Source organism: Hypericibacter sp. (assembly GCF_050729195.1).
GTDB lineage: Bacteria > Pseudomonadota > Alphaproteobacteria > Dongiales > Dongiaceae > Hypericibacter.
In genome coordinates, this window is sequence record NZ_JBOHKS010000187.1 from 1 (window position 1) to 13,519 (window position 13,519).

At 65.0% G+C, this 13,519-nt stretch carries 13 protein-coding genes; 9 read left to right on the forward strand and 4 right to left on the reverse strand.

What is annotated here, in order from left to right; genetic code table 11:
• Positions 1 to 92: 92 nt before the first annotated feature.
• The 3 genes from ACREE8_RS14335 to ACREE8_RS14345 are packed head-to-tail and all read right to left on the reverse strand — an operon-like array spanning position 93 to position 2,707.
• Positions 93 to 1,166: an ABC transporter substrate-binding protein gene (locus tag ACREE8_RS14335; RefSeq protein WP_431573690.1), complete on the reverse strand. Its 1,074-nt coding sequence runs from the start codon at positions 1,164 to 1,166 to the stop codon at positions 93 to 95.
• Positions 1,167 to 1,176: 10 nt separating this feature from the next.
• The gene (locus ACREE8_RS14340; RefSeq protein WP_431573691.1) at positions 1,177 to 1,842 is read right to left on the reverse strand and encodes a cysteine hydrolase family protein; all 666 of its coding nucleotides are present in this window, start codon (positions 1,840 to 1,842) and stop codon (positions 1,177 to 1,179) included.
• Between the two features lie 52 nt (positions 1,843 to 1,894).
• The gene (locus ACREE8_RS14345) at positions 1,895 to 2,707 is read right to left on the reverse strand and encodes an alpha/beta fold hydrolase (protein ID WP_431573692.1); all 813 of its coding nucleotides are present in this window, start codon (positions 2,705 to 2,707) and stop codon (positions 1,895 to 1,897) included.
• 194 nt (positions 2,708 to 2,901) lie between these two features.
• Between ACREE8_RS14345 and betI the strand changes: the two genes are divergently transcribed.
• Positions 2,902 to 3,555, forward strand: a complete 654-nt coding sequence (betI, locus tag ACREE8_RS14350) for a transcriptional regulator BetI (protein ID WP_431573693.1) — start codon at positions 2,902 to 2,904, stop codon at positions 3,553 to 3,555.
• Between the two features lie 22 nt (positions 3,556 to 3,577).
• On the opposite strand, the gene ACREE8_RS14355 is transcribed toward betI, so the two are convergent.
• Positions 3,578 to 4,750, reverse strand: a complete 1,173-nt coding sequence (locus ACREE8_RS14355) for an alanine racemase (protein ID WP_431573694.1) — start codon at positions 4,748 to 4,750, stop codon at positions 3,578 to 3,580.
• A 144-nt stretch (positions 4,751 to 4,894) separates the two neighbouring features.
• Between ACREE8_RS14355 and ACREE8_RS14360 the strand changes: the two genes are divergently transcribed.
• The 8 genes from ACREE8_RS14360 to ACREE8_RS14395 all read left to right on the forward strand — a co-directional run.
• A complete protein-coding gene (locus ACREE8_RS14360) occupies positions 4,895 to 6,448 on the forward strand; it encodes an ABC transporter substrate-binding protein (protein ID WP_431573695.1) in 1,554 nt (517 codons plus the stop codon).
• 61 nt (positions 6,449 to 6,509) lie between these two features.
• Entirely contained in the window at positions 6,510 to 7,451 is a 942-nt protein-coding gene (locus tag ACREE8_RS14365) for an ABC transporter permease (protein ID WP_431573696.1), read from the forward strand.
• A 3-nt stretch (positions 7,452 to 7,454) separates the two neighbouring features.
• A complete protein-coding gene (locus ACREE8_RS14370) occupies positions 7,455 to 8,330 on the forward strand; it encodes an ABC transporter permease (RefSeq protein WP_431573697.1) in 876 nt (291 codons plus the stop codon).
• Between the two features lie 8 nt (positions 8,331 to 8,338).
• A complete protein-coding gene (locus ACREE8_RS14375; RefSeq protein WP_431573698.1) occupies positions 8,339 to 9,346 on the forward strand; it encodes an ABC transporter ATP-binding protein in 1,008 nt (335 codons plus the stop codon).
• Positions 9,343 to 10,380: an ABC transporter ATP-binding protein gene (locus ACREE8_RS14380; RefSeq protein WP_431573699.1), complete on the forward strand. Its 1,038-nt coding sequence runs from the start codon at positions 9,343 to 9,345 to the stop codon at positions 10,378 to 10,380. The genes ACREE8_RS14375 and ACREE8_RS14380 overlap by 4 nt, the downstream gene beginning before the upstream one ends.
• Positions 10,381 to 10,402: 22 nt before the next feature.
• Positions 10,403 to 11,692 (forward strand): hypothetical protein, encoded by a 1,290-nt coding sequence (locus ACREE8_RS14385; RefSeq protein ID WP_431573700.1) that lies wholly within the window; start codon positions 10,403 to 10,405, stop codon positions 11,690 to 11,692.
• 36 nt (positions 11,693 to 11,728) lie between these two features.
• Positions 11,729 to 12,382 (forward strand): helix-turn-helix domain-containing protein, encoded by a 654-nt coding sequence (locus ACREE8_RS14390; RefSeq protein WP_431573701.1) that lies wholly within the window; start codon positions 11,729 to 11,731, stop codon positions 12,380 to 12,382.
• Positions 12,383 to 12,603: 221 nt separating this feature from the next.
• On the forward strand, positions 12,604 to 13,519 hold a 916-nt coding region (locus ACREE8_RS14395; RefSeq protein WP_431573702.1), incomplete at its 3' end, for an MHYT domain-containing protein.

A 13,519-nucleotide genomic window follows, 5' to 3' on the forward strand; every position in this document is an offset into this window, starting at 1 on the left:
GCGCCGCAACGCCCTGTCAGCCGGTAACGCAACGCTCACCCTGGCTTGCCGCCTCTTTTGCGGTTATCGAATCCGTGCCGGCGCCCCTCGGATCAGCCGGCCTTCACCTCGTTTAGCACTTCCAGATACTTGTTCCGGCGCGGAATGTCCTCCCAGAACTGCAGCTTGGAGAGGATCGCCAGACCCTGGTCGAGATTGAGGTTCTTCCAGACGTCCGGAGCCATGAATTCCTTGGAATGCGGGTTCGTCGGCGTGTAGCCGGTGACCTCGGCGATCTTGGCCTGGGCCTGGGCGCTGATGATGTGATCGATGAATTTATGCGCGATCTCGCGGTTGGGCGTCCCCTTCACCACGAAGTGGGAATCGACCGCGCCCACGGGCCGGGCGGGGACGAATTCGCGGATCGGGAAGCCCTGGGTCTTGAGCGTGGCGGTGATGTAGCTCCAGGAGTTGGTGCCGACGATCTCGCGGTTGGTGAAAAGGTCGATCGCCTCGCCGGCCTGCGACCAGTAGGTGCGGATCAGCGGCTTCTGCGCCAGGAGCTTGGCCTTGACCGCGTCCAGATCCTTGTCCGGCAGATCCCAGATGTTCTCATAGCCCATATAAGAGGCGACATCGCCGATGGTGGAGACGTCGTCCCACATGGCGAGCTTGCCCTTGTATTTCTCGTCGAACAGCAGCCCGAAATCGTCACCGGTCGGGATCACCTCGGCATTCACCGTCACCGGCGAGATCGCCAGGAAGGTCGGGACGCCATAGAGCTTGCTGCCATCGACATCGAAGGTCGCGCGCTGCAGCCGGTCATAGAGCTGGCCGATATTGGGGATGAGCGAGGGGTCGATGGCCTCGACGAACCCGGCCTTGATGGCGCGCTGGGCGAGCGAGCTCACGATCACGACCAGATCGTAGCCATTGCCACCGGCCGCGAGCTTCGCCATGTACTCGTCGTTCGAGCCGACATAGGTCTTGGCGACCGTGACATTGTTGGCCGCTTCGAAATCCTTGACCCAGGCGTCCTCGGCATAGCCCTCCCAGGTCAGGAGCCGCAGCTCGATCGCGGCCGACGCCTTGCGCAGCGGCGCCGCCATCGAGGCGGCACCGGCGATCAGCGGCAGGGCCAGGGAATGTTTGATAAAGGCGCGACGATTGATTTTTCTCATTGTCATTGTTGCCTCCCTATATCGAGTCATACATGTCGCGAACGGTTTCGAGCGTGTAAGGGAACGCCGAGGGCGTCTCGAACTGCCAGGCGCGGTAGGGCTTCTTCGCCAGGGCCTTGGCCAGCTCACTGGCCTTAATGATGCTGCCGCCATAGAGCCAGTTGGCGAGATCGAGGATCGAGGTCATATGCATGAGCTCGGTCGCGGTGCCGCAGGCATCCTTGACGATGGTGATGCGGTAATCGCGCCAGATCGCGTCCCAGACGGTGGTTTCGAAGCAGGCCTCGGTCCAGACGCCCAGCATGACGAGATGCTCGATGTCCATCTGGTTCAGCGTCAGCTCGAGATTGGTGCCGTAGAACGCCGTCCAGCGCTGTTTTCGGATCATGATGTCGTCGGGCGTGGGCGCCAGCGCCGGATGGATCTCGGCCATCGGATCGCCCGCGACGCTGTGCATCGGCCGGCCGTTGCGGCGCGGCTCGAAGCGCAGCGCGTCATGGCCGCGGGGATCGAGCCAATGCTGGGTGTAGATGATCGGAAGCCCGGCGCGCCGGCAGGCGGCGAGCGCCGTCGCCGCATTCTCCAGCAGCGAATCCTTGTTGTAGATCGGCCAGGCGCCTTCGGCCTCGATGCATTCCCGCTGGAAATCGACGGCGATGACCGCCGTCCGGCTGATATCCATATCCGACCTCACAAGTCCGGTTGGCGAAGGAGGGGCACCGGCCGCGCCCGCCCTAACGGAAGCTGCAGAGGATGGCGCGGATCCGGTCGTTCACCTGTTCGGGGCGATGGCCCGCCATGGAGAGATGGCCCAGACCTTCGAGCAGGTGGAAATGGCCTTCCGGTGCCAGGTCGGCCACCAGCTTGCCGTGGCTCGGCGGCGCCTGCATATCCTGCGAGAAGGCAATGACATGGATCGGCACGCGGCAGTTCGGCAACTGGTCGACCACGTCGAAATCGATGCAGGCCTGCCATTGGGCGGCGAGGAACTCGCCCTCGCGCTCGCCATAGCTGCGCTCGACGAAGCCGCGGACCTTGTTCCACAACGTCTCGTCGCCCAGCACCTCGGACGGATACATGAAGGCGCCATAATGGGCGACGGCGAATTCCTTGGTGAGGCGTCCGCCACCCTCGCGGAACTTCACCTCCGCGATCATCCAGTCGCGCAGGAAGCCGCTGGAGCGCGCGAGCGTCCCCATCGGAACGGCGCAGCGGACGAGCTCGGGATAGTCGATCGCGAGCTGCAGCGTGATGAGCGAGCCCATGGAGAGGCCGACGACGATGACCGGTGGCTTGCAGACCGCCCGGATCAGCTCGGCGCAATCGGCCGCGAGGTCGGCGATGCTCCAGGGCGGTGGACGATGCGAGATGGTCTGCCCGGCGCCGCGCGGATCGAACGAGGTGTTGCGATGGGTCTCCTCGAAGGCGAGGAACTGGTCCTCCCAGTCGGCGGCGATATTGTCGCCGCCGGGGACCCACACGACATCGGGACCCGAGCCGCGCTGGATATAGAAGAGATCCGCCGCCGCCATCTTGAGTATCGGCATTCCGAGCCAGCCCCCTGAGACATCGTCACCGCCGCCGGGCGCCGCTTCATTGGCGGCGTTCCCAGGCATCGGCCGCGAGCCTGACTCACGCGGCTTCGATGAGTCAAATGAGAAGTTGGTTCAGATAAAAAATATTGGTTTATCGATCAAAATCTGCCACAGTCGCGGCGGAATTCGATCTGAGAGAATGGCGCATGGTGCGACTGAAGATTCGCGACTACCGACGCAACGAGCTGATCCAGGCGACGATCGACACGATCGCGGTCAAGGGTCTTGCCGACATCACGCTCGCGGATATCGCGGCCCAGGCCGGCATGTCGCCGGCCCTCGTCAGCCATTATTTCGACGGCAAGACCGAGCTCCTGGAGGCGACGCTCCGCAGCCTCGCCAAGGCGATCGCGGAATCGATCCTGATCCGGTTCAAGGCCGACCCGTCGCCGCTCGCGCGCATGCATGCGATCATCGATGCCTGCTTCGAGGCGGAGCATTTCCGGCCGGGGGCCATGGTCGCCTGGACGGCCGCCTGGCTCTATATGCAGACCAACCCGCGGCTGGCGGAAGTGCAACGGGTGATCAACCGGCGCTACCGGTCGAACATGCTGTTCGCGCTGAAGCAGCTGATGCCGGAGCCGATCGCCAAGGACATCGCGACGACCCTGTTCGCGGCGATCGACGGATTCTGGCTGCGCGAGGCGATCGATCGCGGCGCCGTGTCGGTCAACGATGCCCGCCGCCTCTGCCGCAGCTATCTCGCGCTGGCGCTTCAGGCCGCGACCCAGGTCTCACGGCAAAAGCCGGCGGCCAAGCGCACCAGGCCCGGCCAGCGCCGGTCGCGGTCTGCGAAATAGGGTTATCGGCGCCGGCGTCCCGTCAGCGGACGCAGCCTCGGCCCTCGACCGGCCAGTACTCCATGCCGCCGGCTTCGTCGATGACGGCAAAGCGGTCGGTCAGATTGGCGACCGGGCAGGAGTGGTTCGGGACGATCCGCAAGCGGGATCCGATCTTGAGATCGCGTCCCTCATGCTCGACGAAGCCATGCTCCTCGGAAAGCCGCGCCAGCGTCATCGCCGGCGCATCGGGTTCCTCCAGCGTGAAGACGGCGCCGAAGCCGCGCACGCTGTCGGAGCCGTGCGGCCCTCGATCCGAGCTCATCACCTTCGAGCCCGCATCGACGATCGCATAGCGGTCGTTGCGGCTGACGACCGTCGCGAGCACGCAGAGCGAAACCTGGTCGGGTCGCGCCACGCCAAGCCCGACCTGGGTCATATCCATGAACACGTAATTGCCGGGCCGCGCTTCGCTCAGGCCCTCGAATCCGTCATTGAGGAGCACCGTGGGCGTGCTGCCGACCGAGATCGCCGGCACCTCGAGCCCGGCCTTGCGCAGGTCTTCGGCGAAACCGAGCAGCAGGCCGCGTTCCTCACCCGCGATCCGGCGCACGCCCTCGGGCGTACCCGCGCCATAGGCATGGCCGGCATGGGAAAGGAGGCCGGCAAACCGAAGTCCCGCTGAGCGGCCCACCAACAAGGCGAGATCGCGCGAGGCAGGGAGCGCCGGGTCCACGCCGCAGCGATGCAGCCCGACATCCACCTTGAGGAAGACCGGCAGCCGGTGCGACTGCGCCCGGGCCTCGCTCGACAGGGCGGCGATGCCATCGGCGCTGTCGGCAACGACCCGAAGATCGGTCCCCTTTATCTTCGCAGCCCGGATCAGCCGGCTGATCTTGGCGCGATCGACCAGCGGATAGGCGACCGTGATCGAGGGAATGCCGGCCTCGATGAAGACGAGAGCCTCGTCGGTCTTGGAAGCGGTGACGCCGGCGGCGCCGGCCGAGATCTGCAGCTTCGCGATCGCAGGCGATTTGTGCGTCTTGATATGCGGGCGCAACGCCACCTTGTGCTGTCGCGCGATCGCGGCGCCGAGGGCGATATTGGCCTCGAGGATCGGGCGGTCGATCACGACCGCCGGCGTCTCCAGCCCAGCGAACGCGGTTTCGCGGCGTTCCCGGGGCGCGGCGCGCAACTTGTTCTGGCTCGTGCTCATGGTTCACGGTTTATAGCGCACCGGTGCTTTTTTCTCATAGGAAATGTTTTTCCGTTGACAGAATAGTCGCCAATGCCTGGGATGAAACACCAGCCAGCCCCGGTGGAAGGGACGGTTGCAACGAAAAAGCCCAGGGAGGACAGCATGCTGAAACTCGGAAGACGATCGACGGGCGTGGTCTTGGCCACGCTGGCTCTCGCCACACTGATCGGCGCGGCTTCGGCCTCGGCCGATGACGTCAAGCGCGGCGGCACCCTGACCGTGGCGCGCCCGGACGAGCCCCTGACGCTCGATCCGTTCATTCCTTCGGACAATGGCTCGATCTATGCGATCGCCCAGATCTGCGAGCCCCTGGTGGCGGCGGACAAGACCGGGCAGGGGCTGGAGCCGGGTCTCGCCGAATCCTGGACGGTATCGGCCGACGGGCTCACCTATGTCTTCAAGCTGCGTCCGGGCCTCAAATTCAACGACGGCACGCCGGTCACGGTCGAGGACGCGGTGTTCTCCCTGAAGCGGGTGGCCGATCCGGCCGCCGCCTACGGGTTCGCCTTCGAGACCGTCGCATCGATCGAGAAGACCGACGAGAGCCACCTGACGATCACGCTCAAATCGCCCAATGCGGCCCTGCTCTCGGCGGTGTCGCTCTTCTCCGCCTCGGTCGTCTCCAAGGCGGCCTATGAAAAGGATGCGACGGCGTTCGGTCTGGCGCCGGTCTGCGCCGGGCCCTTCAAGGTGAAGAGCTATGAGCGCGGCAGCCAGCTCGTGCTGGTCCCCAACGAGTATTACTGGCGCCAGGGCGCGGACGGAAAGCCGATGCCCTATCTGGACCAGGTCGTTCTGAAATATGTGCCGGAAAGCAATTCACGCGTGCTGGGCCTGCGCAATGGCGATTTCGACGCGATCCTCGCCGTGCCGTTGAACCAGGCGGCGTCGGTCAAGGCGGTCGATGGCGTGACCCTCGAGGTGGCGCCCTCCTATCGGCTCGATTACGTCTATCTCAACCACGCCCAGAAGCCGATCGACGACAAGCGCATCCGTCTCGCGATGAATTACGCGGCCAACCGCGAGGCGATCATGAAGGCGGTCTATTTCGGCTATGGCGAGATCGCGAATTCCTTCATGCCCAAGGTCAATTACTGGTCGGACAAGGTCCCGCTCATTCCCTACGACCTGGAGAAGGCCAAGGCGCTGGTGAAGGAAGCGGGCTATGACGGAACCCAGATCCATCTGATGGTGGATACCGGCAACGCGCCTTCGCGTCAGATCGCCACGATCCTGCAGCAGGGCTGGAGCCAGGCCGGGCTCAAGGTCGACATCGTCGAGTATGACGTCGGCACCGCCTTCAGCATGACGCAGAAGGGCGACTATCAGGCCTATGTGAGCTACATCACCAGCGACATCAATGACAGCGACGAGCTGGCCACGCTCGAAGCGGACGGCACCGGTTCGACCGAGGCCTTTTTCTCGCGCTACAAGAACGGCGAGGTGGTGAAGCTCCTGTCCGACGCCCGCCATACCAATGACAGCGCCAAGCGGGCCGAGCTCTATGCCAAGATCCAGGATATCGTCTATCACGACGGCTATAGCGTGCCGCTGAACTTCCTGCCCTATGTGAATGCCTATCAGAACAAGGTGCAGAATTGGGCCAATATCGCAGTCGGCTGGTGGTGGCTGCGCGAAGTCTGGCTGAAGTCGTAACCGACGCTTTGGACAACGCCGCTCTCGGGCCCGATGGCCCGGGGGCGGTCGTTTCGCTGCCATGATCTTCCTGCGTTACACCCTCGAACGAATCCTGCACGCCCTGCCGGTGATCCTGGGCGTGACGGTCTTCGTCTTCTTCGCGATCCAGCTGGTTCCGGGCGACCCGATCCGGATCATGATGCATGGCCGGATCAGCGACGAGGAGGTGGCGGCGATCTATACCCGCCTCGGGATGGATCGTCCGCTCCTGATCCAGTATGTCCATTTCGTCGCCAAGGCTGCGATCGGCGATCTCGGGATCAGCATTGTTCAGAACGCGCCGGTGACGGCCCTCGTGGCCGAGAAGATCTGGCCCTCGATGTGGCTTCTGATCAACAGCACCGTTCTCTCGGTGCTGCTGGCCCTGCCGCTGGCTCTGCTCTCGGCCTTCTACCGCAACCGCTGGGCCGATCATGTCATCCGAGTCGGCAGCATGATCGGCTTCGCCATGCCGCCCTTCTGGATCGGGCTCCTGGTGATGCTCTTCTTCGGGCTCTGGCTGGGCTGGTTCCCGATCTCCGGGTTCGGCGAGGGGCTGGTCGGCCATGCCCATCACATGTTCCTGCCGAGCCTGACCATCGCCCTCTTCCTGGCGCCGATCCTGGTGCAGTCGCTGCGCTCCTCCATGCTCGATATCCTGGCTACCGACTATGTCGAGGTGGCGCGCGCCAAGGGTCTCTCGGAATGGCGCATCCTGATCAAGCATGTGCTGCGCAATGCGCTGATCCCGGCCATCACCGTGCTCGCCGTCAATATCAGCTGGCTGGTGAGCGGCGCGGTCATCGTCGAATACGTCTTCTCGCTGCCGGGCCTGGGCTCGCTCCTGGTGCGCTCGGTCGGATTCCGCGATTATCCGGTGATCCAGGGCCTCTCCCTGATCTTCGCGGTCATCGTCGTGGTGGTGAATCTCCTGGCCGATCTCAGCTATATGCTGGTCGATCGCCGCGTGCTGAAGGGCTGAGCGATGGCATCGATCGGCAGCACGCCTCGCCAGCACTCCTTCGCTGCGATCGCGAGCGAGATCGGCTCCTGGAGCCTGTCGCTCAAGATCGGCACGGTCATGATGCTGCTGATCGCCTTGTCGGCGATCTTCGCGCCCTGGGTCGCGCCCTACGATCCGAATCTCCAGGACTTCGAGTCGGTGTTGCTGCCGCCAGGCTTCGCGCACCTCTTCGGTACCGACAGCCTGGGCCGGGACGTGTTCTCCCGTGTGATCCATGGCGCCCGCGTCGATCTCCAGATCGGCGTCATCACCACCTATGTGCCGATGATCTATGGCGTGATGCTGGGTGCCTATTCCGGCTATCTCGGCGGGCGCTTCGACGCGATCCTGATGCGCATCCTCGATGTCGCCATGGCCTTTCCCTTCCTGGTGCTGATCATCGTCATCCTGGCGATCCTCGGGCCTGGCGTGCAGAACATCTATATTTCGGTGTTCCTGGTAGCCTGGACCATGTATGCGCGCCTCGCCCGCGCCGAGATGATGGTCGAGCGCACCAAGGACTACATCACCGCCGCCAGGGTGCTGGGCTTCCCCACCAACCGCATCATCCTGCGGCACGGCCTGCCCAATGTGATCAATTCCTCGATCGTGTTCTCGATGTCGGATTTCGTCCTCAACATCCTGCTGGTGTCGGGCTTGAGCTTCCTCGGGCTCGGCATCCAGCCGCCGATCCCGGAATGGGGCGCCATGATCGCCGAAGGACGCGACTTCATCCTGCAGGCCTGGTGGATCTGCACGCTGCCCGGCCTCGCGATCGTCTTCACCGGTACCGCCTTGAGCCTCATCGGCGACGGCCTCGCCCGCCGGCTCGGCGAACGCCACCACACCTTCGTATGAGCGCGCCGATGACCCCATCTCCCGGCGCGCTTCTGGAGATTCGCAATCTCACTGTCGAGTTTCGCGGCGCACGCGGGCCCGTCGTCGCTAACGACCGGATCTCATTGTCGATCCGGCCCGGCGAGACCCTCGGGATCGTCGGCGAATCCGGCAGCGGCAAGTCGGTCTTCTGCCGCGCCCTGCTGCGGCTGCTGCCCTCGCCGCCGGCGGCGCAGCGGGCCGACGCGATCCTGTTCGAGGGCCGCGACCTGATGCGGCTCAGCGATGCCGAGATGCGCCGCGTGCGTGGCCAGTCCATCGCCATGATCTTCCAGAACCCGATGAGCTGCCTCAATCCGGTCTGGCCGATCGGCGATCAGGTGTCGGAGTCCTTGCGCGTGCATAAGGGCATCGGCCGGCGCGAGGCGCGCAAGGCCGCGATCGAGCTGCTGCGGCGGGTCGGAATTCCCTCGCCCCAGACGCGGGTCGACGAGCTTCCCTTCCAATGGTCGGGCGGCATGATGCAGCGCGCCGTCATCGCCATGGCCATGGCCGGCAATCCCAGGCTGATGCTGGCGGATGAGCCCACCACGGCGCTCGACGTCACCATCCAGGATCAGATCCTGTCTCTGCTGCTGGAGCTGCAGCGCGAGACCGGCATGGCGCTGGTGCTGGTCTCGCATGATATGGGCGTCATCGCCGAGACCTGCGACCGGGTGGCGGTGATGTATGCCGGGCGCATCGTCGAGCTTGCGGAAACGAAGGCCATTTTCGAAGCACCGGCGCATCCCTACACCCAGGCGCTGCTGCGCTCGATCCCGCGCATCGAGGGGCGGGAAGCCAGGCTGGCCTCGATCCCCGGCCAGCCGCCCGATCTGGTGCGGCTCGGTGCCGGCTGTTCCTTTGCCGAACGCTGCGATCGGGCGACCTCCGAATGCCGGACCCGGCCCATCCCGCTCGAGGCCGTCGGACGCGATCACTGGGCCGCCTGCATTCATGCCGACCGCGTGGCGCCGGCGATGGCGGGTGCATCATGACCAGCATGGCGAGACCCGAGCATGTTCCCGCACCGAGCCGTCTTCCGGCCCGCGGCGGCGCGGCGAAGGAAGCGCTGCGGATCGAGGATCTGGTCATCGCCTTCAAGAGCCCACGTTCGGTGGTCGATGCGGCGCTGGGTCGCGCCGCGCCGGCCGTGCGCGCGGTCGATGGCGTCAGCCTCACAGTGCGTGCCGGTGAAACGGTGGGGTTGGTGGGCGAAAGCGGCAGCGGCAAGACCACGGTCGGCCGCGCCATCCTGGGACTCATCAAGCCCGGGGCCGGCCACATTTTCTATGACGGCCAGGAGGTCGCGTCGCTCAAGGGCGCGGCGCTGGCCCAGTTCCGCCGCCAGGTCCAGATCGTGTTCCAGGACCCCTATTCGTCGCTCAATCCGCGCCTCCCGGTGGGGAAGGCGATCGCCGAGGTGCTGCGCTTCCATAGGATCGTGCCCGAGGGGGAGATTGCGGGCGAAGTGCGCCGGCTCCTCGATCGGGTGGGGTTGTTGCCGGATATGGCTGAACGCCTGCCGCGCGGGCTTTCCGGCGGGCAGCGCCAGCGCGTCGGCTTGGCGCGGGCGCTGGCCGTGCGGCCGCGCTTCCTCGTGCTGGACGAGCCGGTGGCGGCCCTCGATGTCTCGATCCAGGCGCAGATTCTCAATCTTCTGAAGGATCTGCGCGACGAGCTGGGCCTCACCATGCTCTTCATCGCCCATGAGCTGGGCGTGGTTCGGCATATGTCCGATCGGATCGCCGTGATGTATCTGGGTAAGATCGTCGAGACCGGTGCCGCGGCCGAGATCTTCACGACCCCCCGCCATCCCTATACGCAAGGGCTGCTCAAGGCCGTGCCGCGGCTGGAGCCGGTCAAGCGGACCCGCGCCGCCGTGCTGCAAGGCGAGGTCCCGAGCCCCTTCGCGATTCCGTCCGGCTGCCGCTTCCGGACCCGCTGCCCGCGCGCCGAGCCCCTCTGTACCAATGAGCCCGAGGCGGCGACACTGTCCGAAACTCACGAGGCCCGTTGCCATTTCGCCTGATGCCCCAGAACTGGAGAGACCCATGTGCGATACCTTCGTCGCCCTGCCTGATGCCACCGCGAACCGCTCGGTGCTGCTGGCCAAGAGTGCGGATACCGAGATCAACGAAGCGCAGCATCTGCTGAAGCTGCCGCCCCGAGATTATCCGGACGGCGCCATGGTGCGCATTTCCCACCGGGTGATCCCGCAGGCGCGGCACACCTATGAGGCCATCATCGACAAGTCGTTCTGGCTCTATGGCGGCGAGATTGGCGTCAACGAGCGGGGCGTTGCGGTCGGCAACGAAGCCGTCTTCAGCAAGCTTTCGTCGCAAGGCGATGGCGTCGTGCTGATCGATCTGCTGCGCCTCATCCTCGAGCGCGCCGCGACCCGTCACGAAGCCGTCGATGTCGTGGCCGACATGCTCAAGACATTCGGTCAGGGCGGCAATTGCGAGCTGCGCGGCAACAGCCATTTCGACGGCTCCTTCATCGTGTCGGACAAGGAAGGCGCCGTCGTGCTGGAAACGGCCGCCGGCGAGTGGGCGGCACGGGAGGTCAAAGGTTTCGGCTCGATCTCCAACGGTTACACCATCGGCGGCGATTGGGACCGCTCCTCGCTCAAGGCCGACAATGGCAGCAAGCCGGATTTCGGCGCCACGGTCGGCGATGCCGAGCGCGCGCGCTGCGTGGCGGCCATCGAGCGGCAGAAGGCCTCCTATGATTTTCTCAAGGCCCGCGCCGGCAAGATCACTGTCCGCACCATGGCCGATCTGCTGCGCTATACCGGCGAAGGCGACTACGAGCCGATGATGGGCGAATCCCCGACCCGCATCTGCATGCATGCGGCGCCCTATGAGAACCGCTTCTGGCAGGCGACGGGCGCCCTTATCGCCGATACGAGGGGCGACGATGTCATGGCCTGGGTGACCGCGACCTCGGGCACCGATGTCTCGATCTTCAAGCCCGCCTTCTTCGGCGTCGATCTGCCGGACCTGGGGCCGATGCCGCGCGAGTCCTATACGCCCGAGGCCTATTGGTGGAAGCATGAGTTCCTGCATCGCCGCGCCATGGCCGACTATAGGAGCCTGATGCCGCAGATCCGCGGGGAGTTCGAGGCGATCGAGGGCCGGTTCTTCCGGGACTCCGAGACCGTGCGCCACGGCGGTGCCAAGGAGAAGGCGGCGTTCGTGACGGCGTGCTGGCGCGAGGCGGACGAGGCCCGCGACCGTTGGATCGCCAAACTCGAGGCGCGCAATTACTTCATCCAGAATCCGGCCTATCGCACGATGTGGGATCAGTTCAATCGTGCCGCTTCGCTGCCTTTGCAATAGGCCGCGGATCCAGCTCCAGAAACCGGGTCGCGGCCCATGGATCTGACGCCTCAGCAGATCGGTGAACGCATCAAGGCCTTGCGCAAGGCACGGCGATGGACCCTGCAGGCGCTGGGCAAGCGCGCCGGTGTCTCGATCTCGGCCCTGTCCAAGGTCGAGAACGCGCAGGTCGCGGCCTCGTTCGACACCCTGCTCAAGATCGCGCGGGGGTTCGGGCTGGGCTTCGAGGCGATGCTGAACGGCGTGTCGCCGGCCCTGCCGGCGGGGCGCCTGACCACGACGCGCGACGGGACCGGTGTCTTCTTCTCGACCGACATGTATGAATATGAGGTCCATTCCGCTGAGTTGCGTCAGAAGCACATGATCCCGCTCCATATGGAGGTGAAGGCGCGCGAGCTGGCCGATATCACCCGTTGGAGCTCGCATGAAGGAGAGGAGTTCATCTATGTGCTGCAGGGCCAGATCGAGCTCCATACCGAGCTCTATGCGCCCATGCCCCTGAGGGCCGGCGACAGTGCCTATATCGACAGCAAGATGCCCCACGCCTTCCTCAACCGCGGCAAGGGCAAGGCCTGGATGCTCTCGGTCTGCTTCAGCAAAGACATTAAATTTCCGGGCGAGGAGAAGCCGGCCAGGCGAAAGCCCTCGGCTCGTGGGGCTTTGCAGGCGCGGCGCAACAAGCGGCGATAACCGCGCCTCGATGCTGCCATGCCTGTGGCAGTTTGATTCTTCAGGAAAATTTTCCGGGTAAGGTTTCGTTTACCGTAACATCGCGCGCAGACTCTCTATCGCTGACGTGACATCGATCCCGCACCTCATCGACCGGTATCCGTAGATCCACGGATCGCCTGAAGCGATGACGGACCATGGGCTTAAGGGCCGTTTAATGGCACTTCGCCAAACTCGGGCCCATGTTCCGGGTCTATCAATGCTTGGCGCAGGACCATGACTGGCGCTTGGTGGTTCTGGCGGCCATCCTGTGTGCGACCGCCTGCTTCGTGGCGGTGAACATGGGCGCGCGCGCCGAGCGCACCCATCTGGGTGCGCGCATCGGCTGGCTCCTCGGTACCGCCATCGTTACCGGCAGCGGCATCTGGGCCACCCATTTCGTCGCGATGCTCGCCTTCAGGCCGAACTTCCCCGTCGTCTATGACGTTCTTCTCACCGTGGATTCGGTCGCGGTCGCGATCGCCCTGACCGGCATCGGCTTTGCCGTCGCGCTATGGCCCAGCAAACCTTCGGTCATGCATCGCGTGGCCGGCGGCTCGATCTTCGGCATCGGCGTCTTCGCAATGCATTTCACCGGCATGGCGGCGATAGAGGTGCCGGGCAGCCTTACCTATAGCGCCGGCTATGTGATCGCGGCGCAGTTCATCGGGTTGCTTCTCGGTGCGCCCGGCTTTGTCCTGGCCTTCGGCCCCCAGCGTCGCGGTCGCCGCTTTGCAGGGACGCTGCTGCTGGTCGGTGCCATCTGCGGCCTCCATTTCACGGCGATGGCCGCGGTCGGCATCGTTCCGGATCCTGCCAAGCTGATGCGCGCCCAGGAGATCCGTCCGGAGTGGCTTGCCGCCGGCATCGTCGGCATCACCCTGATCATCCTCCTGGCGGCCATGGCAGGCGCCATCGCCGATCGCCGGATTGCCCGCACGTCCGAGCGCGAGGCAACCCGGCTCCGTGCCACGGTGGCGGAGCTCGAGATCACGCAGACGCATCTCCAATCCACGACCGAGCGCCTGACGCGCGCCCTCGAGGAGGCCGCCGCCAGCAGCCAGGCCAAGTCGCAGTTCCTGGCGATGATGAGCCACGAGATCCGCACGCCGATGAACG